Annotated in this window: 18 protein-coding genes, 1 tRNA gene and 3 rRNA genes; 14 read left to right on the top strand and 8 right to left on the bottom strand. The window is 53.2% G+C overall.

Features of this window, described 5'->3' with window-relative positions; translation table 11 throughout:
* Positions 1-467 precede the first annotated feature (467 nt).
* From JEM67_RS27255 to rrf, 4 genes are all read left to right on the top strand, one after another.
* A 16S ribosomal RNA gene (locus JEM67_RS27255) occupies positions 468-2,009 on the top strand.
* Positions 2,010-2,154: 145 nt separating this feature from the next.
* Positions 2,155-2,230, top strand: a tRNA-Glu gene (locus JEM67_RS27250).
* A 246-nt stretch (positions 2,231-2,476) separates the two neighbouring features.
* Positions 2,477-5,386: ribosomal RNA gene (locus JEM67_RS27245) — 23S ribosomal RNA — on the top strand.
* A gap of 108 nt (positions 5,387-5,494) precedes the next feature.
* Positions 5,495-5,610, top strand: a 5S ribosomal RNA gene (rrf, locus tag JEM67_RS27240).
* Together the 16S, 23S and 5S rRNA genes with 1 tRNA gene alongside form the textbook arrangement of a ribosomal RNA operon.
* A 73-nt stretch (positions 5,611-5,683) precedes the next feature.
* On the opposite strand, the gene mobB is transcribed toward rrf, so the two are convergent.
* Entirely contained in the window at positions 5,684-6,199 is a 516-nt protein-coding gene (mobB, locus tag JEM67_RS27235; protein WP_013815057.1) for a molybdopterin-guanine dinucleotide biosynthesis protein MobB, read from the bottom strand.
* Positions 6,192-6,785: a molybdenum cofactor guanylyltransferase MobA gene (gene mobA, locus JEM67_RS27230; RefSeq protein WP_199637526.1), complete on the bottom strand. Its 594-nt coding sequence runs from the start codon at positions 6,783-6,785 to the stop codon at positions 6,192-6,194. Before mobA ends, mobB begins: the two co-directional genes overlap by 8 nt.
* A gap of 151 nt (positions 6,786-6,936) precedes the next feature.
* Here mobA and JEM67_RS27225 point away from each other — a divergent pair, with 151 nt between their 5' ends.
* The 3 genes from JEM67_RS27225 (at position 6,937) to dsbA (ending at position 8,949) form a co-directional block, all read left to right on the top strand.
* Positions 6,937-7,206: a YihD family protein gene (locus JEM67_RS27225; RefSeq protein ID WP_004953469.1), complete on the top strand. Its 270-nt coding sequence runs from the start codon at positions 6,937-6,939 to the stop codon at positions 7,204-7,206.
* Positions 7,207-7,309: 103 nt separating this feature from the next.
* Entirely contained in the window at positions 7,310-8,296 is a 987-nt protein-coding gene (locus JEM67_RS27220; protein WP_199637528.1) for a serine/threonine protein kinase, read from the top strand.
* Positions 8,297-8,325: 29 nt separating this feature from the next.
* Complete coding sequence (dsbA, locus tag JEM67_RS27215; RefSeq protein WP_004953465.1) at positions 8,326-8,949, top strand: thiol:disulfide interchange protein DsbA; 624 nt, start codon at positions 8,326-8,328, stop codon at positions 8,947-8,949.
* 42 nt (positions 8,950-8,991) lie between these two features.
* Here the strand turns inward: dsbA and JEM67_RS27210 are convergent, their stop codons facing one another.
* A complete protein-coding gene (locus JEM67_RS27210) occupies positions 8,992-9,888 on the bottom strand; it encodes an acyltransferase (protein ID WP_199637633.1) in 897 nt (298 codons plus the stop codon).
* 499 nt (positions 9,889-10,387) lie between these two features.
* Here JEM67_RS27210 and polA point away from each other — a divergent pair, with 499 nt between their 5' ends.
* Entirely contained in the window at positions 10,388-13,189 is a 2,802-nt protein-coding gene (gene polA, locus JEM67_RS27205; protein ID WP_199637530.1) for a DNA polymerase I, read from the top strand.
* 528 nt (positions 13,190-13,717) lie between these two features.
* Here the strand turns inward: polA and yihA are convergent.
* Positions 13,718-14,368 (bottom strand): ribosome biogenesis GTP-binding protein YihA/YsxC, encoded by a 651-nt coding sequence (gene yihA / locus JEM67_RS27200; protein WP_013815052.1) that lies wholly within the window; start codon positions 14,366-14,368, stop codon positions 13,718-13,720.
* Between the two features lie 742 nt (positions 14,369-15,110).
* On the opposite strand from yihA, the gene yihI reads away from it, so the two are divergent.
* Together yihI and hemN are read left to right on the top strand one after the other, a co-directional pair.
* Positions 15,111-15,659 carry a Der GTPase-activating protein YihI gene (yihI, locus tag JEM67_RS27195; protein WP_013815051.1) on the top strand — a complete coding sequence of 183 codons (549 nt, stop codon included), beginning with the start codon at positions 15,111-15,113 and terminating at the stop codon, positions 15,657-15,659.
* Positions 15,660-15,841: 182 nt separating this feature from the next.
* The gene (hemN, locus tag JEM67_RS27190) at positions 15,842-17,215 is read left to right on the top strand and encodes an oxygen-independent coproporphyrinogen III oxidase (RefSeq protein ID WP_199637531.1); all 1,374 of its coding nucleotides are present in this window, start codon (positions 15,842-15,844) and stop codon (positions 17,213-17,215) included.
* A gap of 35 nt (positions 17,216-17,250) precedes the next feature.
* On the opposite strand, the gene JEM67_RS27185 is transcribed toward hemN, so the two are convergent.
* The 4 genes from JEM67_RS27185 to glnA form a co-directional block, all read right to left on the bottom strand.
* The gene (locus JEM67_RS27185; protein ID WP_013815049.1) at positions 17,251-17,373 is read right to left on the bottom strand and encodes a YshB family small membrane protein; all 123 of its coding nucleotides are present in this window, start codon (positions 17,371-17,373) and stop codon (positions 17,251-17,253) included.
* Positions 17,374-17,486: 113 nt separating this feature from the next.
* A complete protein-coding gene (glnG, locus tag JEM67_RS27180) occupies positions 17,487-18,899 on the bottom strand; it encodes a nitrogen regulation protein NR(I) (protein ID WP_004953434.1) in 1,413 nt (470 codons plus the stop codon).
* An 8-nt stretch (positions 18,900-18,907) separates the two neighbouring features.
* Complete coding sequence (gene glnL / locus JEM67_RS27175) at positions 18,908-19,957, bottom strand: nitrogen regulation protein NR(II) (protein ID WP_013815048.1); 1,050 nt, start codon at positions 19,955-19,957, stop codon at positions 18,908-18,910.
* Positions 19,958-20,145: 188 nt separating this feature from the next.
* A complete protein-coding gene (gene glnA, locus JEM67_RS27170) occupies positions 20,146-21,555 on the bottom strand; it encodes a glutamate--ammonia ligase (protein WP_013815047.1) in 1,410 nt (469 codons plus the stop codon).
* Positions 21,556-21,925: 370 nt separating this feature from the next.
* Between glnA and typA the strand changes: the two genes are divergently transcribed.
* The 4 genes from typA to dtd all read left to right on the top strand — a co-directional run bounded on the left by typA (position 21,926) and on the right by dtd (position 25,878).
* The gene (typA, locus tag JEM67_RS27165) at positions 21,926-23,749 is read left to right on the top strand and encodes a ribosome-dependent GTPase TypA (RefSeq protein ID WP_013815046.1); all 1,824 of its coding nucleotides are present in this window, start codon (positions 21,926-21,928) and stop codon (positions 23,747-23,749) included.
* A 164-nt stretch (positions 23,750-23,913) separates the two neighbouring features.
* On the top strand, positions 23,914-24,504 hold the full coding sequence (gene yihX, locus JEM67_RS27160) for a glucose-1-phosphatase (protein WP_013815045.1): 591 nt from the start codon (positions 23,914-23,916) through the stop codon (positions 24,502-24,504).
* A 49-nt stretch (positions 24,505-24,553) separates the two neighbouring features.
* Positions 24,554-25,444 (top strand): virulence factor BrkB family protein, encoded by an 891-nt coding sequence (locus JEM67_RS27155; RefSeq protein WP_013815044.1) that lies wholly within the window; start codon positions 24,554-24,556, stop codon positions 25,442-25,444.
* The gene (gene dtd, locus JEM67_RS27150) at positions 25,441-25,878 is read left to right on the top strand and encodes a D-aminoacyl-tRNA deacylase (protein WP_004953406.1); all 438 of its coding nucleotides are present in this window, start codon (positions 25,441-25,443) and stop codon (positions 25,876-25,878) included. Before JEM67_RS27155 ends, dtd begins: the two co-directional genes overlap by 4 nt.
* Positions 25,879-25,893 lie beyond the last annotated feature (15 nt).

Raw genomic sequence — 25,893 nt, 5'->3', positions numbered from 1 at the left:
TATTCTTATTTTACTCTACGGATCGCCAGCTTTTGTGGCTGTTTGCCGGAAAAAGTGACGGAATCGCTGGCTTGTGCAGCGTTTTGCCGAAAAAATCCGCGCTTGAAAAGTTTTTTGCATTTAGGGGTTGCGGCCTTCTGAGAACTCCCTATAATGCGCCTCCACTGACCGGGAACAACGACTCCTCTAACGAGAACCAGTCGCCAGGTCGGTAAGAGAAAAGCGAAATAAACGCTTGACTCTTCGGGTGAAAAGCGTAGTATACGCCACCTCGAGATAGCAAGCTACGGCGGCTAACTCACTGCTCTTTAACAATTTATCAGACAATCTGTGTGGGCACTCCACAAGACGATATCCAGTACCTTCGGGTACGAAAAAATATCAAGTCTTGAAGAGTGACTACTGAAGTAAAATTCATTTAGTAACCTTTGAGCATCGCTTCACGAGTTGAAGCAAATCGAACTTTTAAATTGAAGAGTTTGATCATGGCTCAGATTGAACGCTGGCGGCAGGCCTAACACATGCAAGTCGAGCGGTAGCACAGGAGAGCTTGCTCTCTGGGTGACGAGCGGCGGACGGGTGAGTAATGTCTGGGAAACTGCCTGATGGAGGGGGATAACTACTGGAAACGGTAGCTAATACCGCATAACGTCTACGGACCAAAGTGGGGGACCTTCGGGCCTCACGCCATCAGATGTGCCCAGATGGGATTAGCTAGTAGGTGGGGTAATGGCTCACCTAGGCGACGATCCCTAGCTGGTCTGAGAGGATGACCAGCCACACTGGAACTGAGACACGGTCCAGACTCCTACGGGAGGCAGCAGTGGGGAATATTGCACAATGGGCGCAAGCCTGATGCAGCCATGCCGCGTGTGTGAAGAAGGCCTTAGGGTTGTAAAGCACTTTCAGCGAGGAGGAAGAGTAATGTGTTAATAGCACATTGCATTGACGTTACTCGCAGAAGAAGCACCGGCTAACTCCGTGCCAGCAGCCGCGGTAATACGGAGGGTGCAAGCGTTAATCGGAATTACTGGGCGTAAAGCGCACGCAGGCGGTTTGTTAAGTCAGATGTGAAATCCCCGCGCTTAACGTGGGAACTGCATTTGAAACTGGCAAGCTAGAGTCTTGTAGAGGGGGGTAGAATTCCAGGTGTAGCGGTGAAATGCGTAGAGATCTGGAGGAATACCGGTGGCGAAGGCGGCCCCCTGGACAAAGACTGACGCTCAGGTGCGAAAGCGTGGGGAGCAAACAGGATTAGATACCCTGGTAGTCCACGCTGTAAACGATGTCGATTTGGAGGTTGTGCCCTTGAGGCGTGGCTTCCGGAGCTAACGCGTTAAATCGACCGCCTGGGGAGTACGGCCGCAAGGTTAAAACTCAAATGAATTGACGGGGGCCCGCACAAGCGGTGGAGCATGTGGTTTAATTCGATGCAACGCGAAGAACCTTACCTACTCTTGACATCCAGAGAATTCGCTAGAGATAGCTTAGTGCCTTCGGGAACTCTGAGACAGGTGCTGCATGGCTGTCGTCAGCTCGTGTTGTGAAATGTTGGGTTAAGTCCCGCAACGAGCGCAACCCTTATCCTTTGTTGCCAGCGATTCGGTCGGGAACTCAAAGGAGACTGCCGGTGATAAACCGGAGGAAGGTGGGGATGACGTCAAGTCATCATGGCCCTTACGAGTAGGGCTACACACGTGCTACAATGGCGTATACAAAGAGAAGCGAACTCGCGAGAGCAAGCGGACCTCATAAAGTACGTCGTAGTCCGGATTGGAGTCTGCAACTCGACTCCATGAAGTCGGAATCGCTAGTAATCGTAGATCAGAATGCTACGGTGAATACGTTCCCGGGCCTTGTACACACCGCCCGTCACACCATGGGAGTGGGTTGCAAAAGAAGTAGGTAGCTTAACCTTCGGGAGGGCGCTTACCACTTTGTGATTCATGACTGGGGTGAAGTCGTAACAAGGTAACCGTAGGGGAACCTGCGGTTGGATCACCTCCTTACCTAATGATATTGATTCGAGTGGCGTGCTCACACAGATTGTCTGATGAAAAAGTAATGAGCAAAAGCGCTACCTGTTGATGTAATGAGTCTCTGACTCATGCTGATACGAACCGATTAAGACGTTCAGTTTAATCGGATTTTCGTGTCCCCATCGTCTAGAGGCCTAGGACACTGCCCTTTCACGGCTGTAACAGGGGTTCGAATCCCCTTGGGGACGCCAATCCGATAATGAGTGAAAGACATTATCACCGGTTAGTCATAACCGAAAAAATCTTAAAGATGACTCTTGCGAGTCGTGTTTAAGATATTGCTCTTTAACAATCTGGAACAAGCTGAAAATTGAAACATGACAGCTGAAACTTATCCCTCCGTAGATGTATTGGGGTAAGGAGTAACCTGTCATAGAGTCTCTCAAATAAACAGCACGACAGTGTTTTCTGTTTACAGAAACACCTTCGGGTTGTGAGGTTAAGTGACTAAGCGTACACGGTGGATGCCTAGGCAGTCAGAGGCGATGAAGGGCGTGCTAATCTGCGAAAAGTGTCGGTAAGGTGATATGAACCGTTATAACCGGCAATACCCGAATGGGGAAACCCAGTGCAATCCGTTGCACTATCATATGATGAATACATAGTCGTATGAGGCGAACCGGGGGAACTGAAACATCTAAGTACCCCGAGGAAAAGAAATCAACCGAGATTCCCCCAGTAGCGGCGAGCGAACGGGGAACAGCCCAGAACCTGAATCAGTTTGTGTGTTAGTGGAAGCGTCTGGAAAGTCGCACAGTAAAGGGTGATAGTCCCGTACACTAAAATGCACATTCTGTGAGTTCGATGAGTAGGGCGGGACACGTGACATCCTGTCTGAATATGGGGGGACCATCCTCCAAGGCTAAATACTCCTGACTGACCGATAGTGAACCAGTACCGTGAGGGAAAGGCGAAAAGAACCCCGGCGAGGGGAGTGAAATAGAACCTGAAACCGTGTACGTACAAGCAGTGGGAGCCTACTTTGTTGGGTGACTGCGTACCTTTTGTATAATGGGTCAGCGACTTATATTTTGTAGCAAGGTTAACCGTATAGGGGAGCCGTAGGGAAACCGAGTCTTAACTGGGCGAATAGTTGCAAGGTATAGACCCGAAACCCGGTGATCTAGCCATGGGCAGGTTGAAGGTTGGGTAACACTAACTGGAGGACCGAACCGACTAATGTTGAAAAATTAGCGGATGACTTGTGGCTGGGGGTGAAAGGCCAATCAAACCGGGAGATAGCTGGTTCTCCCCGAAAGCTATTTAGGTAGCGCCTCGTGAACTCATCTTCGGGGGTAGAGCACTGTTTCGGCTAGGGGGCCATCCCGGCTTACCAAACCGATGCAAACTCCGAATACCGAAGAATGTTATCACGGGAGACACACGGCGGGTGCTAACGTCCGTCGTGAAGAGGGAAACAACCCAGACCGCCAGCTAAGGTCCCAAAGTCATGGTTAAGTGGGAAACGATGTGGGAAGGCATAGACAGCCAGGATGTTGGCTTAGAAGCAGCCATCATTTAAAGAAAGCGTAATAGCTCACTGGTCGAGTCGGCCTGCGCGGAAGATGTAACGGGGCTAAACCATGCACCGAAGCTGCGGCAGCGACGCTTAGGCGTTGTTGGGTAGGGGAGCGTTCTGTAAGCCGTTGAAGGTGGCCTGTGAGGGTTGCTGGAGGTATCAGAAGTGCGAATGCTGACATAAGTAACGATAAAGCGGGTGAAAAACCCGCTCGCCGGAAGACCAAGGGTTCCTGTCCAACGTTAATCGGGGCAGGGTGAGTCGACCCCTAAGGCGAGGCCGAAAGGCGTAGTCGATGGGAAACAGGTTAATATTCCTGTACTCGGTGTTACTGCGAAGGGGGGACGGAGAAGGCTAGGCTAGCCGGGCGACGGTTGTCCCGGTTTAAGCGTGTAGGGGGAGAGAATTGGTAAATCCGTTCTCTTATTCAACCCTGAGGCGTGATGACGATGCACTACGGTGCAGAAGTAGTTGATGCCAAGCTTCCAGGAAAAGCCTCTAAGCATCAGGTAACACAGAATCGTACCCCAAACCGACACAGGTGGTCAGGTAGAGAATACCAAGGCGCTTGAGAGAACTCGGGTGAAGGAACTAGGCAAAATGGTGCCGTAACTTCGGGAGAAGGCACGCTGGCGCGTAGGTGAAGAGACTTGCTCTTGGAGCCGAAGCCAGTCGCAGATACCAGCTGGCTGCAACTGTTTAATAAAAACACAGCACTGTGCAAACACGAAAGTGGACGTATACGGTGTGACGCCTGCCCGGTGCTGGAAGGTTAATTGATGGGGTCAGCCGCAAGGCGAAGCTCTTGATCGAAGCCCCAGTAAACGGCGGCCGTAACTATAACGGTCCTAAGGTAGCGAAATTCCTTGTCGGGTAAGTTCCGACCTGCACGAATGGCGTAATGATGGCCAGGCTGTCTCCACCCGAGACTCAGTGAAATTGAACTCGCTGTGAAGATGCAGTGTACCCGCGGCAAGACGGAAAGACCCCGTGAACCTTTACTATAGCTTGACACTGAACATTGAGCCTTGATGTGTAGGATAGGTGGGAGGCTTTGAAGCGTGGACGCCAGTCTGCGTGGAGCCAACCTTGAAATACCACCCTTTAATGTTTGATGTTCTAACTCGGCCCCGTAATCCGGGGTGAGGACAGTGTCTGGTGGGTAGTTTGACTGGGGCGGTCTCCTCCCAAAGAGTAACGGAGGAGCACGAAGGTTAGCTAATCACGGTCGGACATCGTGAGGTTAGTGCAAAGGCATAAGCTAGCTTGACTGCGAGAGTGACGGCTCGAGCAGGTACGAAAGTAGGTCTTAGTGATCCGGTGGTTCTGAATGGAAGGGCCATCGCTCAACGGATAAAAGGTACTCCGGGGATAACAGGCTGATACCGCCCAAGAGTTCATATCGACGGCGGTGTTTGGCACCTCGATGTCGGCTCATCACATCCTGGGGCTGAAGTAGGTCCCAAGGGTATGGCTGTTCGCCATTTAAAGTGGTACGCGAGCTGGGTTTAGAACGTCGTGAGACAGTTCGGTCCCTATCTGCCGTGGGCGTTGGAAGATTGAGAGGGGTTGCTCCTAGTACGAGAGGACCGGAGTGAACGCACCACTGGTGTTCGGGTTGTCATGCCAATGGCATTGCCCGGTAGCTAAGTGCGGAAAAGATAAGCGCTGAAAGCATCTAAGCGCGAAACTTGCCTCGAGATGAGTCTTCCCTGGGCCTTTAAGGCCCCTGAAGGAACGTTTAAGACTAAGACGTTGATAGGCTGGGTGTGTAAGTGCAGCGATGCATTGAGCTAACCAGTACTAATGATCCGTGAGGCTTAACCTTACAACACCGAAGGTGTTTTAGAGAGATTAGTGTAGATTTTCAGCGAAGTTCCGAGATTGGTTTCAATGGCGACACGAGAGTGAAGCGGTTGGAATGAAACAGAATTTGCCTGGCGGCAATAGCGCGGTGGTCCCACCTGACCCCATGCCGAACTCAGAAGTGAAACGCCGTAGCGCCGATGGTAGTGTGGGGTCTCCCCATGCGAGAGTAGGACACTGCCAGGCATCAAACCAAGTCGAAAGCCTCATGCGAAAGCATGGGGCTTTTTGCTTTGCGGTCAGGAAATATCGGACGCAGCTACGCTGCGCCTTTCAACCACTCGACGATAAACTCAGCTATTGCCTCAGGCTGGTTAATATCCAGGGATTTAACCCCTGCAACAGACCGATCGCAGGCTACCGCAATGACAAACTTATCCAGCATATCCTCCAGCGGCCTGCCTATATTTTCACGATACAGAATGATCTTACTCACCGGCTCGTGTTTAAATCCTTCCACTAAAATCACATCCACTTTGTCACGATCAAATCGGCTGGCCAGATAGTGCAGATTAAGCGGCAATTGCTCCGGTGTTTCTGTCATCAGTGCCCAGCGGCGATCGCTGGCGACCAATGTTTGATCGGCGCCTGCCTTACGTAATTCATAACTGTCTTTGCCTGGCGTATCTACATCCATATCATGATGCGTATGTTTAATCAGCCCTACGCGGATTTCCCGCTGTCTCAATAACGGTATTAGCTGCTTAAGCAGCGTGGTTTTACCTGTACCGCTATAGGCAGCAATGCCCAGCAAAGGAGGGTGGGGGTTATTCATGGGGGAATCCTTTTTCCTGCTGCCAGCGCAGGCAGTCTTCTCGCGTATTAAGGTTGTGGAATGCGGCTTGCTGACCAGAGAACGTTACCTGGCGCGCGCCTGCTGCGTCCAGAAACAGCATTAGCTTGCGATCCCCTCTAGCCAGATAGCCTGCTAACTGGGGCGCCAGGCTGATATGCAACAGTGCCAGAGTTGGGTGGGCTCGTTCTCCATCGCTGGCATAGGCGGCCAGTGAGCGGCCTTTTTGCTGCCAGAGTTGTTCGACCAACGTGGTGGGAAAATCGGGCACATCGCAGGGAACAAAGGCCACCCATTCAGTGGCGGCATATCTCAGCCCGGCCAATATACCGGCCAGCGGACCGGAAAAGTCAGTGGTCAGATCGCCGATCGTCGGCAGGCCGCTTTCCTGATAACGGGCCTGATTGCGGTTGGCGCTGATGGCAATCTGGCCCACCTGCGGTTGCAATCGGGCAAGCACGTGCTGATACAACGGTATTCCGGCAACCTGAACCAAGCCTTTATCTTCCCCGCCCATTCGCGTGGCGCGTCCCCCGGCCAGAATAATGCCGGTAATGTCCTCGTGCATATTTATCATCCTGCATTGTGGCTAACGTCCTGATTGTAGCGCTAAAGCCGGTGCGGCATCAGGATTTACCTTTATTGACAAGCTGCTTCTTTCACTGCGTTGGTAAGCCTGTTACTTTGTGTGCTTATTTATTCTATTGGACGGTATTGCGATGAAAACGCACCGCGTAAACGAGCTGATTGAGCTGTTACACCCGGCCTGGCAGGAAGATCCTGATCTCAACCTGATTCAGTTTTTGCAAAAGCTGGCGCAAGAAGCCGGTTTTCAGGGTGATTTGGCTGAACTGAGTGATGATATTCTTATCTACCATCTGAAAATGCGCGGCAGCGCCGGCACGGAACAGATCCCAGGGCTAAAAAAGGATTACGAAGAAGACTTTAAAACGGCCTTGCTGCGCGCCCGTGGCGTTATAAAGGATTAGCATTTGTGCGGTACGGTGAACCAGTGCTCGTGAAATTTGTCATTAATGCTACTATTTCTCATTCCCGGCACGGTGCTGTCACCCAATGAAACTGAATGTTGTTATGAACAACTCCGCTTTTAATTTTCAAACCCTGTCGCCCGACCTGATTATGGACGCGCTGGAAGGGGTTGGCCTGCGTGTAGATTCCGGGCTAACGGCGCTGAACAGTTATGAAAACCGCGTCTACCAGTTTATGGACGAAGATCGTAAGCGCTACGTGGTGAAGTTTTACCGCCCCGAACGTTGGAGTGCGGCGCAAATTATTGAAGAACACCAGTTCTCCGAGGATCTTGCCCTGGCGGAGATCCCTGCAGTTGCGCCACTGGCCCTGCAGGGCAATACGCTACATACGCACAGCGGTTTCTTTTTTACCGTATTTCCCAGCGTTGGCGGGCGACAGTATGAGATAGACAATCTCGATCAACTGGAGTGGGTTGGCCGTTTCCTGGGGCGTATTCATCAGGTGGGCAGTGAAAGCCTGTTTGTGGAGCGTCCTACAATGGGGATTGAAGAATATCTCACCGCGCCGCGTGAAGTGCTGGCTGGCTGCAAACTGTTGCCCAAGGCACAGCGTGACAGCTTCCTGAACGCGACGGACGCTCTGATTGAGGCGATAAAACACCATTGGCATCTGGACTGGCAGCCACGGCGTTTGCACGGTGACTGCCACCCGGGCAATATCCTGTGGCGCGATGGTCCACTGTTTGTCGATCTTGACGATGCGCGTAATGGGCCGGCGGTACAGGATCTGTGGATGTTGTTGCACGGTGAGCGCCGTGATCGCCTGATGCAGCTGGATGTTTTGCTGGAGGCTTACTCAGAGTTTGCTGAGTTTGATCAGAGTGAGTTGGCGTTGATCGAACCTTTGCGTGCCATGCGAATGGTGTACTACTTGGCATGGGTAGCTCGCCGTTGGCAGGATCCCGCATTTCCTAAAAGTTTTCCGTGGATGGCGGAGTCTGATTTCTGGTTATCTCAGACCGCGGCATTCACTGAACAGGTTAAGCTGTTGCAGGAACCTCCTCTGCAGCTGATGCCAATGTATTGAAGCTTTAACACAATGGAGAGTTTAGTCTTATGAAGAAAATATGGTTGGCGCTCGTTGGCATGGTAATGGCATTCAGTGCCTCTGCTGCGCAGTTTAGCGATGGTTCTCAGTATGTAACTCTGGACAAACCTGTGACCGGTGAACCTCAGGTGCTGGAGTTCTTTTCCTTCTATTGCCCGCACTGCTATCAGTTCGAGCAGGTTTACCACGTTTCCGAGAACGTGAAAAAAGCGCTGCCTGCAGGCACCAAAATGACCAAATACCACGTTGAGTTTCTGGGGCCGCTGGGTAAACAGCTGACTCAGGCCTGGGCGGTTGCTATGGCGCTGGGTGTGGAAGATAAAGTGAGCCCGCTGATGTTTGAAGCCGTACAAAAAACTCAGACCGTGCAAACCCCTGATGATATCCGTAACGTGTTTGTCAAAGCCGGTGTGAGTGCGGAAGACTATGATGCGGCCTGGAACAGCTTTGTGGTGAAATCCCTGGTGGTTCAACAGGAGAAAGCTGCGGAAGATCTGCAGCTGCGCGGTGTTCCGGCAGTATTTGTGAACGGTAAGTTTATGGTTAAAAATGATGGCCTGGACACCAGCTCGATGGATGCTTACGTGAAGCAATTCGCCGACGTGGTTAAATTCCTCAGCCAGCAGAAATAACTGAGATTTAAAGTGAAAAACGCCGGCTCAGCCGGCGTTTTTTTAACTGTATTGCCGCTTTAACTTATCCAACAGCCTGTCTTTTTCCTGCCATAGCGTATTCAGCCACAGTTGGAAACGCCGTTTAAAGAGCTTGTCGTTAAAGTAATCGCCATGCAGGGTTTCATCGATCGGCAGCAGCTCGATTCTTACCACAATGCGCTTTAATCGGCCGCACAGCATATCCCTAAAAGGCCGTTCGCTATTCTCCGGATAAAGCAGGGTGACATTTAACACTTTATCGAACTGCTTGCCTAATGCACTGAGCGTAAAAGCAATGCCGGCGGCCTTTGGGGTCAGTAAATTGCGATAGGGGGAGTGGGTTTTAATTTTCTTGGCTTCAGTAAAGCGGGAACCCTCCACAAAATTGACGATAGTGGTCGGACGTTTTCGGAATTTTTCGCAGGAGCGGCGTGTGGCTTCGATATCCCTACCGCGTTTTTCCGGATGTTTGAGCATATAGGCGCGTGAATAGCGCTTCATAAATGGCATATCCAACGCCCAACAGGCGAGGCCGACAAAAGGCACCCAGGCTAACTGTTGCTTGAGAAAGTATTTATTCATGGGAATATGGTTACGGAGCAGCACGCACAGCACGACAATATCCGACCAGCTTTCGTGATTGCTGATAAGCAGATACCAATTTTTACGGCCCAGCCCTTCCAGCCCTTCAATATCCCAACGTAGCTGCCAGTTAATGCGCAATAACAGCGACAATCCCTGACACCAGCACCACATCATAAAATCGGCAAAGGCGGAGGTCTGTCGCCAGATGACAGGATTGGGGATCAATAGCTTAACGATACCGGCCAATGTGATGGGGATCGAACACAACATGGTCACCAAAATGGCAAGCAGGGCCGAAAATATAAAAATAACAGGGGATAGCAGTCTAGGCATGATTATGGGCTGATGGTCATTGGGAACAGCGTTACATGCCGATATGCATGAACAAAAAAATATTTTAACAGAAAATATGGGGAGAAAGCGCTCACTTACAGCAACAGTTTTTATAGATGAATAAATAATCATTTGCTGCGTTTTCGTGCAACTTGCTCATCTTGTGCTAGGGTAATTGAGTTGCCAAATTTGATTAATAGTGCGATTAAAATCGAGCGCAAGTTATATCCACAAATTGTGTAAAAGTCGATAAATACCTTTCTTCAAAATAACACCATTTAACACTGTGATTTCAATAGGAATTTTATTTTCAATTATAACGATAAATGCATCGTTATAATCTGTTGTCTTTTCTATGCACAAAGTTATCCACAGGTAGGATCTTGCGGATCGCTTCGCATAGTCACATCATTTTCATCCGCAATGCACGCTAAGGTTCGTCTCAGGCGGCCAGCTATGGCATGCTTACCGTTATGTCCGATCACGATAAAGAAACGCTATGGCCCAGATTGCAGAAAACCCATTAATCCTGGTTGACGGTTCCTCTTACCTCTACCGCGCTTATCACGCCTTCCCTCCGCTGACCAATTCCGCGGGCGAACCGACCGGAGCAATGTACGGCGTACTGAATATGCTGCGCAGCCTGCTGTTGCAGTACCAGCCGAGCCATGTTGCGGTGGTGTTTGATGCCAAAGGGAAAACCTTCCGTGATGAGCTGTTCGCAGAGTACAAATCACATCGGCCACCGATGCCGGACGATCTGCGCGCTCAAATCGAGCCACTGCACAAAATGGTCAAGGCCATGGGCCTTCCGCTTTTGGTCACGCCTGGCGTAGAAGCGGATGACGTTATCGGCACGCTGGCTCTGGAAGCCGAAAAGGCCGGTCATGCGGTGTTGATCAGCACGGGCGATAAAGATATGGCGCAGTTGGTCACACCGAACGTGACGCTGATCAACACCATGAATAACACCATTCTTGGTCCGCAAGAAGTGTGCGATAAGTACGGCATTCCGCCGGCGCTGATTATCGACTTCCTGGCGCTGATGGGCGACTCCTCGGATAACATCCCAGGTGTGCCCGGAGTGGGTGAGAAAACCGCGCAGGCGCTGCTACAGGGGCTTGGTGGGCTGGATGCACTCTATGCCAACCTGGACAACATCGCCACGCTCAACTTCCGTGGCGCCAAGACTATGGCAGCCAAGCTGGAACAGAACAAAGAGGTGGCGTACCTCTCCTATAAGCTGGCGACGATTAAAACCGATGTCGAGCTGGATCTTTCCTGCGCAGAACTTGAAGTCTCTCCGCTGGACGTTGACACGCTGCAACAGTTGTTCAAACAGTACGAATTCAAACGTTGGCTGGCGGATGTTGAAGCCGGCATCTGGCTGGAAGGCAAAAAAGGCACCGGCGCGAAAGCGGCCAGTGCGGCGAAACCTGCCGGCGTTGTCGCAGACACCCCAAAAGTTGCTGCGGAAGCGACGCTGTCGCAAGAAGGCTACGTCACCATATTGGATGAGAAGACCTTCGCTGATTGGCTCAAGAAGCTGAAAAACGCCGAAGTATTTGCCTTCGATACCGAAACCGACGGTCTGGATACCCTGACCGCCAACCTGATCGGCCTGTCCTTTGCCATTGCGCCGGGCGAAGCCGCTTATTTGCCGGTGGCGCATGACTATCTCGATGCGCCGACGCAGTTGGATCGCGCTTATGTGCTGGAAACGCTGAAACCGTTGCTGGAAGACGAGAAGGCGCTGAAGGTCGGTCAGAACCTGAAGTTTGATATGGGCTTGTTGGCGCGTTACGACATCACTCTGCGCGGCATTGCCTTCGACACCATGCTGGAGTCCTATGTGTTGGACAGCGTGGGCGGTCGCCACGACATGGACAGTCTGTCCGATCGCTATCTCGGCCATAAAACCGTTACTTTTGAAGAGATCGCCGGTAAGGGCAAAAAACAGCTCACCTTCAACCAGATTGCGCTGGAGCAGGCGGCGCCTTACGCGGCTGAAGATGCCGATGTCACGCTGCAACTGCATTTGGCGATGTGGCCGCAGTTGAAAGAAAGCGCCGAGCTGCTGACGGTGTTCAATGAGATTGAAATGCCGCTGCTGCCGGTACTGTCGCATATCGAGCGCACCGGGGTGCTGATTGACCAAAGTATTTTGGCCGCCCACTCCATCGAGTTGACCAAGCGCCTGGCCGAACTGGAAATTCAGGCGCATGAACTGGCGGAAGAGCCGTTCAATCTGGCGTCGACCAAACAACTGCAGGCGATCTTGTACGAAAAGCAAAAGCTGCCGGTCCTGAAGAAAACCCCTGGTGGCGCACCATCGACCAACGAAGAAGTGTTGGCCGAGTTGGCGTTGGATTATCCGTTACCGAAGGTGATTCTGGAATACCGTGGGCTGGCGAAGCTGAAAACCACCTACACCGATAAGCTGCCGTTGATGATTAACCCGTTCAGCGGGCGGGTACACACCTCCTACCATCAGGCGGTGACTGCCACCGGACGCCTCTCCTCCAGCGATCCTAACCTGCAGAATATTCCGGTGCGTAACGACGAAGGACGCCGTATTCGGCAGGCATTTATTGCCCCTGAAGGCTACCGCATCGTCGCGGCCGACTATTCGCAGATTGAACTGCGCATCATGGCCCACCTGTCGCAGGACGAAGGGTTACTGAAGGCTTTTGCGGCCGGTAAAGACATCCACCGGGCTACCGCCGCCGAGGTGTTTGGCCTGCCGCTCGACAAGGTGACGAATGAGCAGCGTCGCAGCGCCAAGGCAATTAACTTTGGCCTGATTTATGGCATGAGCGCATTCGGCCTGGCACGTCAGTTGGGGATCCCGCGCGGCGAAGCGCAGCGCTATATGGATCTTTACTTCGAGCGTTACCCGGGCGTGCTGGAGTATATGGAGCGCACCCGCCAGCAGGCTGCCGAACAGGGTTATGTCAGCACGCTGGATGGTCGTCGCCTCTATCTGCCGGACGTCAGTTCCAGTAATGGCATGCGTCGCAAGGCCGCCGAACGTGCGGCGATCAATGCCCCGATGCAGGGAACGGCTGCCGATATCATCAAGCGTGCGATGATTGAGGTAGACGCCTGGTTGCAAAGTCAGGATGAGCCATTGGTGCGCATGATCATGCAGGTGCACGATGAACTGGTGTTCGAGGTGCATGAGTCAGTGATTGAAGCGTCCAGCCAGCGCATCCGCGAATTGATGGAGAACAGCATGACGTTGGCGGTACCGCTGAAAGTGGACGTCGGCGTGGGGGCTAACTGGGATGAAGCCCATTGATAATGCGGCTGCTCACCCGTTAATCCCTCGCTGAGGCGCTAACTGGTGATAACCTAAGCACTTTTCGTAATTTAGCTACAAGATGCGGCGATTGTTTCCCCAACCTCGCCGTTATTACGCGCTAAGTTGTGTAAGTAAACTACAAAAAATTCTTTTGCACTGCGAAAAAATCATGTAGAGTTACAGGCGTAGGGTACAGAGGTAAGATGTTCTATCTTTCAGACCTTTTACTTCACGTAATCGGATTTGGCTGAATATTTAGCCGCCCCAGTCAGTATTGACTGGGGCGTTTTTTATTGTAAAAACAACGCCAAGCCATAATTTTTTCCTATTCCTCCCCCGTTTTTCTCCCTGACGATCTTCTGTTATTGCCCGCTAACTCTGCCGTTGCCAATAAGTCATCATAAGAATTTATGATGGGTTTTTGTCAAAACTGTAATTAGATAACGAAAACGCCAAAGGCTTTGAAAATTGGGCATAAAAAAACCGATGTGTTTCCACATCGGCTATCTCGGCACCTGCGGCAGATTACTCGCCGGCGGCGTCGTCGTCTTCCGGCAGAACTTCCGGCGGGATCTCGTTAAACCAGGTATTCAGCTTCTGACTCAGCTTGTCGACACCGATTTTTTTCGGTGAGGAGAAGGCTTCTACCTGGATATCGCCCATAAACGGCACTACCGCTTCACGCACCATATTGAGCTGCGCTTTACGCGCGCCGGAGGCCAGTTTGTCCGCTTTGGTCAGCAGAACCAGCACCGGCGTGCCGACATCCACTGCCCATTGAATCATCTGCTGGTCGAGATCTTTCAGCGGGTGGCGGATATCCATCAGCACCACCAGGCCTTTCAGACAGTTGCGCATCTGCAGGTATTCGCCCAGCGCCCGCTGCCACTTGCGTTTCATCTCTTCAGGAACTTCGGCATAGCCATAACCTGGCAGGTCGACCAGGCGAATGCCCTCTTCCACTTCAAACAGGTTGATGAGCTGGGTACGGCCCGGCGTTTTACTGGTACGTGCCAGGCCTTTCTGATTGGTCAGGGTATTTAACGCGCTGGATTTACCGGCATTGGAACGACCGGCGAACGCAACTTCAATACCTTCATCCCCCGGCAGATGGCGAATATCGGGCGCACTGGTGACGAAATGGGTCACATGATAATTGTAATTCTTGCTGGTCAAAATTTTTCGTCTCCGCGAGGATGGCTAACTGGTTGGCGATTATAACTGCATCAGCGGCAAAAATGGTGTGTTTCTCTGTTTTTAAGCGCCGGGCCAGCAGGGCGTGGCAGCCACGTCGCCTTGAGCGTGTGAGACATTTGCCATTCGAATAGTGGGTAATGTCGCTTTATTCGAAAGTGACTTTTATTCTTTTTTTTAAAAAACAAAAAGTTAAAATTTTCTGTGTTATTGAGGATTGGCATTCCACGGCAGATACCTTGAGCGTCACCCTTGATCGCGTAAAGTAGATCGCAGCACAAGGCTGTGCAGGAGTAAGGAACATCCGGGAAGGGTGACAAATCTCAGGGAGCGCACGGGAAGTGCAATGAGTGCCAGGATGACCCCAGCAGGAATGCCTTGTTTGCACCCGAATGTGTGAACAGCACAAGGATGGTGAAGTTATTGCAATTAGGATGCCCGCAGGAAGCGCGCTCAGGGAGAGCGGATGCGAACGGATTGCGCCACGGACGATTTCCCTTTCAGGATGAAGGACGTAGTAGCAGGGAATGCGTTTATAGCAGAGGGAAAAACCAGGATGTTGAGTGTGCGCATGGAGCGCGTGGCAGGAATATCCTTCGAAAGAGGGTGAGAAATAGGCGGCAGGTTTAACCTGCCGCCTTTTTTCTTTGTCCGCTTTCTGCTAGATTCCGCCGCAATCGTATAGCATCTCTATACTGAATCTACATACCTAAGAGCGTACGCTATGAACCAGCCATCAAAAGCACCTCGCGCCCCACGCAGCAGCGCGGCGACGTCGAAATCAAAAAAGAAAAGCCGTGTGGAGCTCGATCAGGAAGCCCGTGAACGCAAGCGCCTGAAAAAACGCCGTGGTCTCGCTTCCGGTTCTCGCACCCAGGTTGAGTCTGCTAATCAGAAAAACAAGGCCGGGGCACAGGTCAAAGATCCGCGTATTGGCAGCAAAGTGCCGGTAGCGCTGGTGGCTGAAGCTAAACCAAAAGCCAAACCGCAGCCTAAGCCGAAGGCCGAAGCCAAACCACGCCTGTCGCCGGAAGAAGAGCTGGCGAAACTGGAAAATGATGAGCGTTTGGATGCGCTGCTGGATCGTATCGACGACGGCGCGACGCTGAACGCCGAAGACCAGGCTTACGTTGACCAGACGCTGGATCGCATCGATGCGCTGATGGAGCAATTGGGCATTGAGCTGGGCGACGACGAAGACGATGAAAAAGAAGAAAAGCAGGAAGACATCCTGAAACTGCTGAAAAGCGGTAACCCGAAAGACGTATTTTAACGTGCAATGTGGCCGATCCTGGTAATAGCCCTACTCTTGATGTGTTATCTGCTGTGGTTATTCGGTAAACTATGGCGGCTGTCTAAACGTAAAACGCGTTTTCGCAGCGCTTCCGCGGCCAGACAGCGTAGACAACTGCCCATTTCCCGGCCCGGTAGGAAAAAATATCGGAAGGAGTGAGCATGTCAGAGCAGGCAATCGTCTGGGATCTGGCCCTGATCCAGAAATATAACTATTCAGGGCCGCGTTACACCTCATACCCCACGGCGCTGGAGTTTAACCAGGGCTACGACGAAGCGGCGTTTCAACGCGCCGCGGCGCGTTATCCTGAACGTCCGTTGTCACTGTACGTACATATTCCGTTCTGCCATAAACTCTGTTATTTCTGCGGTTGCAACAAGCTGGTGACGCGTCAGACCCACAAGGCTGATGAGTATCTGGCGGTGCTGGCACGTGAAATCGCCGAGCGTGCCCCGCTGTTTGCCGGGCGTAAGGTTGGCCAGATGCACTGGGGCGGTGGCACGCCCACCTACCTAAGTAAGTCGCAAATCAGCAGATTGACGGCGATGCTACGGCAACACTTTGATTTCTTGCCCGATGTGGAAATGTCGATCGAGGTTGATCCGCGTGAAATTGAACTGGACGTACTCGATCATTTACGCAGCGAAGGTTTCAACCGCCTGAGCATGGGGGTGCAGGACTTCAATAAAGAGGTTCAGCGGCTGGTTAATCGTGAGCAGGATGAAGAGTTTATCTTTGCCCTGATTGCCCGCGCGAAGGCGCTGGGATTTAACTCCACCAATATCGATCTTATTTACGGGCTGCCAAAACAGACGCCGGAGAGTTTTGCTTTCACCCTGGAGCGGGTGGCGGAGCTAAGCCCGGACCGCCTAAGCGTGTTCAACTATGCGCATTTGCCGAGTCTGTTCGCCGCACAGCGCAAGATCAAGGATGCCGACTTGCCAAGCGCACAGCAGAAACTGGATATCCTGCAACAGACCATCGCTTCCCTGACCGAGTCCGGTTATCAGTTTATCGGCATGGATCACTTTGCTCGCCCGGACGATGAGCTGGCGGTAGCCCAGCGCGAAGGCAAACTGCACCGCAATTTCCAGGGCTACACCACCCAGGGCGACAGCGATCTGTTGGGATTGGGCGTTTCCGCCATCAGCATGTTAGGCGACAGCTATGCGCAGAACCAGAAAGAGCTGAAGACCTATTACAGCAGCGTTGAGGCTCAGGGCAATGCGCTGTGGCGCGGCTTGACGATGACGGAAGACGATTGCCTGCGACGTGAAGTGATTAAAACGCTGATCTGCAATTTCCAGTTGGATTATCGCGCGATAGAACAGCAGTTCGCCATCGACTTCGCTGCTTACTTTGCCGAAGACCTGCAGTTGCTTGCGCCGTTTGAACGCGATGGGCTGGTGGAGCGTGATGAACAGGGAATTCGCGTAACCCCGCGCGGTCGTTTGCTGATCCGCAATATTTGCATGTGCTTTGATCTCTATCTGCGTCAGCAGGCGCGCACTCAGCAGTTCTCGCGGGTGATTTGATGCATAAAAAAACGGCCGCTGATGCGGCCGTTTTTTCAACTGAAGAAATTAATCAGTGCTGCGCACAGCACCGCAGCAACGGCTGCCTGCGGTGTGTGGCTGGCGGAAGAGCCAAGCTCTGCGCTTTGGGAAATAAATACGATGAATGAGTCCAACATCCTGAGCCTCCAGAGTGTGCGACCCGATCATACTGCGACCATGCAGGCTGTAAAGCCTGAAATAGCCGTTTTTTTGTGCGCTTGATTGTGTTTTTTATAATCAATTACGCAAACTATTCCATTCCCAACTCTTTCAATTTCCGCGTTAAGGTATTGCGGCCCCAGCCCAGCAGCCGGGCGGCTTCTTGCTTATGCCCCTGGGTGTGACGCAGCGCGGTAGTGAGCAGCGTACGCTCCATCTCCGGTTGTGCTTCCGACAGCAGGTTTTGATGACCGGAACGCAGGGCGCGATCGGCCCACTGCGCCAGCAGCGTAGCCCAACTGTCCGGCAGGCTGTGGCCGGCGGCTTCCGGTACGGAGGTTTCAAACAGTTCGCTCGGCAGATCCTGGATTAACACTTCCTGTCCGGCGGCCATCACGGTTAACCAGCGACAGGTATTTTCCAACTGGCGCACGTTCCCTGGCCATGGCAGGCGGGTCAGCGCGGTTTCGGTTTCCGGATGCAGATTCTTCGCTTCAACGCCCAGCTCTTTTGCCGCTACCTGCAGGAAGTAGCGCGCCAGGCGCGGGATATCCTCCCGGCGCTCGCGCAGCGGCGGCAGGTGCACGCGGATCACGTTCAGGCGGTGGAACAAGTCCTCGCGGAATTTGCCTTCCTGTACCCGCAGCTCCAGGTTTTGGTGCGTGGCGGCGATGATACGCACGTCCACCTTCACCGGCGCATAACCGCCGACCCGGTAGAATTGACCGTCTGCCAGCACGCGCAGTAAGCGGGTTTGAACGTCCAGCGGCATATCGCCGATTTCGTCCAGGAACAGCGTGCCGCCGTCGGCCTGTTCAAAACGGCCCTGGCGGATCTGATTGGCACCGGTAAAGGCACCTTTCTCATGGCCGAACAGTTCGGATTCGATCAGGTCTTTGGGGATCGCCGCCATGTTCAGCGCGATAAACGGCGATTTGGCTCGCGGGCTGTGGCGATGCAAGGCATGGGCCACCAACTCTTTGCCAGTCCCCGATTCGCCGTTGATCAGCACGCTGATCGACGAGCGCGACAGGCGGCCGATGATGCGAAACACATCCTGCATCGCCGGCGCTTCGCCGATGATGTCCGCCGCCGGATCGTTGGCCGGCTGGCTACGCGCCGGCTGCTGTTGTTCCTGATAATGGCTGATGGCGCGTTCGACCAGCGCCACCGCTTCGTCGATATCAAACGGCTTGGGCAGGTAATCGAACGCCCCTTGCTGATAGGCGCTGACGGCGGCGTCCAGATCCGAATGCGCGGTCATTATGATGACCGGCAGCATAGGATGGCGCTGCTTAATCTGTTTGAGTAACGCTAAACCATCCATACCCGGCATGCGGATGTCAGACAGCAACACGTCGGGAGTTTGCGTGGCCAATGCTTCCAGCACTGCATTGCCACTGTCGAAGGTGGCGCAGCTCACACCCGCTCCAGTGAGCGCGCGTTCAAGCACCCAGCGGATGGAGCTATCGTCATCGACGATCCAGACTATCCCTCGTTGCATAGAAAACCTCACTGGCGAATAGGCAGGTAAACCGAGAATTCGGTATGCCCTGGCCAACTGTTAAATTCAATTTTTCCGCAATGCTGATCGATAAGATTACGGGCGATGGATAAACCCAGGCCGGTACCGCCTTCGCGGCCGCTGACCATCGGGTAGAACAGGGTGTCCTGTAACTGCGCCGGTACGCCGGGGCCGTCATCTTCTATATCGATGCGTGCCGCCAATCGGTAGCGAGTGCCGTGCAGAGTGATCTGGAACGCGGTGCGGGTGCGCAGCGTGATAGTGCCACCTTCAGCGCCCAGCGCCTGCAGGGCATTGCGGGTAATGTTCAGTAATACCTGTTCGATCTGGTCCGGGTCGTGCGCCATTTCCGGCAGGCTGGGGTCATAGTCGCGCACCAGCGTCACGTTGTCCGGTTTCTCCAGCGACACCAGTTGACATACTCGTTCCGCCACCTGATGAATGCTCTGGGTAATGTGCTGGCCGGGCCGCTGAGGCCCCAGCAGGCGATCGACCAGGTTGCGCAGGCGATCGGCCTGTTCAATGATCACTTTGGTGTATTCGGTCAGCGCCGGATCAGGAAGTGCCTTGGCCAGCAATTGTGCCGCGCCGCGCAGGCCGCCAAGCGGATTTTTGATTTCATGTGCTAGGCCGCGGACCAGATCGCGGGCCGCCACCTGCTGGGCGTGTTGCAATTGTTCCTGGCTCAAACGGCGTTGGTTATCCATTGGCGCCAGCTCAACCAGAATAAAGCCTTCAGGCAGCGCCTGAGCGGTCAGGGAGAGGATATGCGCACGGCCGTCAACCACCAGGGTCACTTCGCTATCGGTAAAGCCCTGGCCGGCTCGCAGGCTCTCACGCATCAGATCGACGTTCAGCGAGAAATAGCCGAGCAGCTCGGGTAGCGGTGTACCGAAAAGTTTACGGGAACTTTGCGCCAGCAGTTGTTGTGCTGCCGGATTGGCGTAATGAACCGCCAGATCATCATCCAACAGCAGGATGCTGTTGATGAGAGAATTGAGGATCTGCCCAGCATCGGGCAGCTTGCCAGTTGCCATACAGCAGACTCCTGCACCTTTTTAGTGCATCTATGCTACTCCATCCGTGATGCGAGCGGTATGGAATAGTGTTGCAGAAAATACGGTGGAGAAAAAAACCCATCCGAAGATGGGCTGAAAGTTTCCACGGCAACAAAAAAACGACAAATAAAATTTGGTGCGCCATCCGCAGATGGCGCGGTAAAGGCTTAAACGCTGTAGTACAGTTCGAACTCAACCGGGTGTGGCGTCATGCGAACGCGGTCCATTTCTTCTTTACGCAGGTCGATGTAAGCGTCGATTGCGTCGTCGGTGAATACGCCGCCACGGGTCAGGAACTCGCGGTCTTCGCTCAGTGCAGCCAGCGCTTCGTCCAGAGAGCCTGCAACTTTTGGAATTTCAGCTTCTTCTTCCGGTGGCAGGTCATACAGGTTTTTGTCCATGGCATCGCCAGGGTGGATTTTGTTAATCACGCCATCCAGGCCTGCCATCAGCAGAGCCGCGAAGCACAGGTATGGGTTAGCCGCTGGATCCGGGAAACGGGCTTCTATACGGCGCGCTTTCGGGCTGGCAACCACTGGGATACGGATGGAAGCGGAACGGTTGCGGGCTGAGTAAGCCAGCATGACCGGCGCTTCGTAGCCTGGGACCAGACGCTTGTAAGAGTTGGTGGTCGGGTTGGCCAGGGCATTGATCGCTTTAGCGTGCTTGATGATACCGCCGATGTAGAACAGGGCAGTTTCAGACAGGCCGCCGTATTTGTCGCCAGCGAACAGGTTAGTGCCGTTCTTGGACAGTGACATGTGGCAGTGCATACCTGAGCCGTTATCACCGTACATAGGTTTCGGCATGAAGGTCGCGGTTTTGCCAAATGCGTGGGCCACGTTGTGAACCACGTATTTGTAGATTTGGATTTCGTCGGCTTTCTTGGTCATGGTGTTGAAGCGGGTTGCCACTTCGTTCTGACCTGCGGTTGCCACTTCGTGGTGGTGCGCTTCGACCACCAGACCCATTTCTTCCATGGTCAGGCACATGGTAGAACGGATGTCTTGTGAAGAATCGACCGGAGGAACCGGGAAGTAACCGCCTTTTACTGCCGGACGGTGGCCTTTGTTGCCGCCATCGTATTTGGTGCCGGAGTTCCATGCGCCTTCGATATCGTCGATAGCCACGTGAGAACCACGGATGCTGCTGCCGAAACGAATATCGTCGAACAGGAAGAACTCAGGCTCTGGCCCGAACAGCACGGTATCCGCGATGCCGGAAGAGCGCAGGAAGTCTTCTGCACGCTTGGAGATGGAGCGCGGGTCACGGTCGTAGCCCTGCATGGTGCCTGGCTCGAGAATGTCGCAGCGAATAATCAGGGTGGATTCTTCGAAGAACGGATCCAGCACCGCAGTGCTGGCGTCTGGCATCAGCACCATGTCAGATTCGTTGATGCCTTTCCAGCCGCCGATCGAGGAGCCGTCAAACATTTTACCTTCTTCGAAGAAGTCGGCATTCACCTGATGAGCAGGGATGGTGACGTGTTGCTCTTTACCCTTGGTGTCAGTGAAACGCAGGTCTACGAATTTCACTTCATGCTCATTCAGCATCGTCAAAACGTGTTCAGCGGACATACTTAACTCTCCCGGATTTATTATTGTCGTCGTCGTGGAACGAATCTGTGGAACTGGCTGTTTTTGCCTTGAATAGACTAAAGCGAAAACTGTGCCAACTTTGCAAAAGCGCTTTAATCGCCTTCCTGCGCGGGTTTTGCACAGAATCAGTATGCACCATCAGTGACGCATTGCACTTATATGGTGCAAATAACGTGGCGTGGGGCACCGTAATGGTGCAAAAGTGCACCAACTGCTGCTTTTTGCACCGTGAAAGGGATCACAAACTGACCTGTACACAGTTGTTTATAAGAGACTGTTGTGATCTTGTTTAGTACCTCGCTTAATACGTGTACAATAGCGCGCTATTTCTAATGCCTGAGGCAAAGCTGTGATCGAAAATTTGCGTAACATCGCCATTATTGCCCACGTTGACCATGGTAAAACCACCCTGGTTGATAAGCTGCTGCAACAATCCGGTACTTTCGGAGAGCGTGTAGAAGCCACCGAACGCGTAATGGACTCCAACGATTTGGAGAAAGAGCGTGGGATTACCATCCTCGCAAAAAACACCGCCATTAATTGGAAAGACTACCGCATCAACATCGTGGATACCCCAGGACACGCCGACTTCGGCGGCGAGGTTGAGCGTGTGATGTCAATGGTTGACTCGGTGCTGCTGGTTGTGGATGCAATGGATGGCCCAATGCCGCAAACCCGCTTCGTGACCAAAAAAGCCTTCGCTAATGGTCTGAAGCCGATCGTGGTAATCAACAAGGTTGACCGTCCGGGCGCGCGTCCTGACTGGGTTGTTGATCAGGTCTTCGACCTGTTCGTTAACCTCGACGCGACCGATGAGCAACTCGACTTCCCAATCATCTATGCTTCTGCATTGATGGGTATCGCGGGCACCGACCACAACGAGATGGCGGAAGACATGACCCCGCTGTATCAGGCGATCGTAGACCACGTGTCTGCGCCGCAGGTTGAGCTCGAAGCGCCGTTCCAGATGCAGATCTCTCAGCTGGACTACAACAACTACGTTGGCGTTATCGGTATCGGCCGTATCAAGCGCGGTAAGGTTAAACCTAACCAGCAGATCACTATCATTGATAGCGAAGGCAAAACCCGTAACGGTAAAGTGGCTAAAGTTCTGACCCACATGGGTCTGGAGCGTATCGAAGCTACCGTGGCTGAAGCTGGCGACATTATCGCTATCACCGGTCTGGGCGAGTTGAACATCTCTGACACCATCTGCGACACCAACGCCGTTGAAGCGCTGCCGGCACTGTCTGTTGATGAACCGACCGTAACCATGTACTTCAACGTCAACACCTCTCCGTTCTGTGGTAAAGAAGGCAAGTACGTGACTTCACGTCAGATCCTCGACCGTCTGAACAAAGAGCTGGTGCACAATGTGGCACTGCGCGTTGAAGAAACCGAAGATGCTGACGCATTCCGCGTATCGGGCCGTGGTGAACTTCACCTGTCGGTTCTGATCGAAAACATGCGTCGTGAAGGTTTCGAGCTGGCGGTTTCCCGTCCTAAAGTTATCAACCGTAAAATCGATGGCCGCATGCAAGAGCCATTCGAGAACGTGACGCTGGATATCGAAGAACAGCACCAGGGTTCAGTCATGCAAGCCATGGGTGAGCGCAAAGGTGACGTTAAGGACATGATCCCAGACGGCAAAGGTCGTATTCGCCTGGATTACCTGATCCCTGCGCGTGGCCTGATCGGCTTCCGTACCGAGTTCATGACCATGACTTCCGGTACCGGTCTGCTGTACTCCACCTTCAGCCACTACGACGATGTACGCCAGGGCGAAATCGGCCAGCGTCAGAACGGCGTGCTGATCTCTAACGGCCAGGGTAAAGCGGTAGCATTCGCCCTGTTCGGTCTGCAAGATCGCGGCAAGCTGTTCCTGGGCCACGGTGCGGAAGTGTATGAAGGCCAGATCATCGGTATTCACTCACGTTCCAACGACCTGACCGTAAACTGCCTGACCGGTAAGAAGCTGACCAACATGCGTGCTTCCGGTACTGACGAAGCCACTACTCTGGTTCCGGCTATCAAGATGTCTCTGGAGCAAGCTCTGGAATTCATCGATGATGACGAACTGGTAGAAGTAACGCCAACGTCCGTACGTATTCGTAAACGTCACCTGACGGAAAACGATCGTAAGCGTGCAAGCCGCGGTCCTAAAGACGCTTAATCGCTGACTTAGTCTGCAATGCTTAGGGCGCGTTCTGCGCCCTGAGTTTTTTCCTCTGCCTTTCCCTATTTCTGCCGCGCGCTATGCGCTTTTCCGCCTGCTCTCTGTTCAGCCCCCCCTTTTCCCGCTACAGTGAAATCTCACCGGCCCATCAGGAGAGGACTATGCTGTATATCTTTGATTTAGGTAATGTGATTGTCGATATCGATTTCAAACGTGTACTGGGTGTATGGAGCAATTTGAGTGGCACGCCGCTGGCGGTATTGTCCGAGCGTTTCACTCTGGGTGAGTTGTTCCAGCAGCATGAGCGCGGTGAAATCAGCGACGAAGATTTTGCCGAACAGCTAAGTGATGAAATGGGTATCGCCCTCAGTTTTGAGCAGTTCGCTACCGGCTGGCAGGCGGTGTTTGTCGCCCTGCGTCCGGAGGTGATCGATATCATGAAGCGCCTGCGCAGCGAAGGTCACCGGGTGGTGGTGTTGTCGAACACCAATCGTCTGCATTGCAACTACTGGCCGCAGCATTATCCGGAAGTGGCCGAGGCCGCCGATCATCTGTATCTGTCTCAGGACATCGGCATGCGCAAACCGGACGCCAACATCTATCTGCACGTACTCAACGCCGAAAATACGCCGCCGGAAGCCGCAGTGTTCTTCGACGATCACCCGGATAACGTCGCCGCCGCACAGGCGCTGGGAATCAAAACGGTGCACGTGACCGACCGTAACGTGGTGCCGGCTTATTTTGCCCAATGACCGCGAAGGGTTAAGCTTAAGGCGTACAAACTGACATCAAGGAGTGACCATGTCGTTTTTCCGCCGTAAAAAGTTGTCTTCTGCGATCAAACCCAGCGTCACCTTTGGGCGGCTGTTGTTCCAACGCGTCGATAACGATGGTCTGACCATGCTGGCGGGCCATCTGGCCTATGTTTCCCTGCTGTCGCTGGTGCCGTTGATTACCGTGGTGTTCGCGCTGTTTGCCGCGTTCCCGATGTTTTCCGACATCAGCGTCCAGTTGAAAAGTTTTATCTTCTCTAATTTCATGCCTGCCGCCGGCAACGTGATCCAAAGTTATCTGGAGCAGTTTGTCGCCAACTCCAACAAAATGACCGCCGTCGGGACCTGCGGGCTGATTGTCACCGCGCTGCTGCTGATCTCCTCGGTGGACAGCGTGCTGAATACTATCTGGCGCAGCAAGAACAAACGGCCAATCGTATTTTCGTTTGCGGTGTATTGGATGGTGCTGACTCTGGGGCCGCTGTTGGTGGGGGCCAGCATGGCTATCAGCTCCTATCTGCTGTCGCTCAACTGGCTGGCGCAGGCTGGCGTGAACAGCCTGGTGGATCAAGTACTGCGAATTTTCCCGCTGATCCTGTCCTGGATATCGTTCTGGCTGCTGTATTGCATCGTGCCGACGGTGCGTGTGCCGCCCAAAGATGCGCTGATCGGCGCGCTGGTGGCCGGGGTATTGTTTGAGCTCGGCAAGAAGGGTTTTGCGCTGTATATCACCATGTTCCCGTCTTATCAGCTGATATACGGCGTGCTGGCGGTGATCCCGATTTTATTCCTGTGGGTCTACTGGAGCTGGTGTATCGTGTTACTCGGCGCGGAAATTACCGTTACCCTCGGGGAATACCGTGACTACCGCCGGCAAAAGACGGAGCAACAGGATCAGACACAAGAAGGGCAGTTATGATTGCGTTAATACAACGGGTGTTAAACGCCAGCGTCACGGTCAAGGGAGAGACGGTAGGCAAGATTGGCCCCGGTTTGTTAGTGTTATTGGGCGTGGAGCAGGACGATAACGAGCAAAAAGCCGTGCGCCTGTGTGAACGCGTGCTGGGGTATCGCATCTTTGGCGACGAGAACGACAAGATGAATCTCAATGTCCAGCAGGCGGGAGGCAGCCTGTTGGTGGTTTCGCAGTTCACGCTGGTGGCCGATACCCAAAAAGGCATGCGCCCGAGTTTCTCACGCGGTGCAGTACCGCAGGAGGCCGATCGGTTGTATCAATATTTTGTTGGCCAGTGCCGCGAACGCGGCGTAGAAACACAGACCGGGGAGTTCGCCGCCGACATGCAAGTGGCGCTGGTGAACGACGGACCGGTGACGTTTTGGCTTCAAGTCTAAGTATTTTGAGAGAGA

Source organism: Serratia sp. PAMC26656 (assembly GCF_016469055.2).
GTDB classification, from domain to species: domain Bacteria; phylum Pseudomonadota; class Gammaproteobacteria; order Enterobacterales; family Enterobacteriaceae; genus Serratia; species Serratia plymuthica.
The sequence above is the reverse complement of the archived record's forward strand: the minus strand, read 5'-3'. Positions and strand labels throughout refer to the sequence as shown.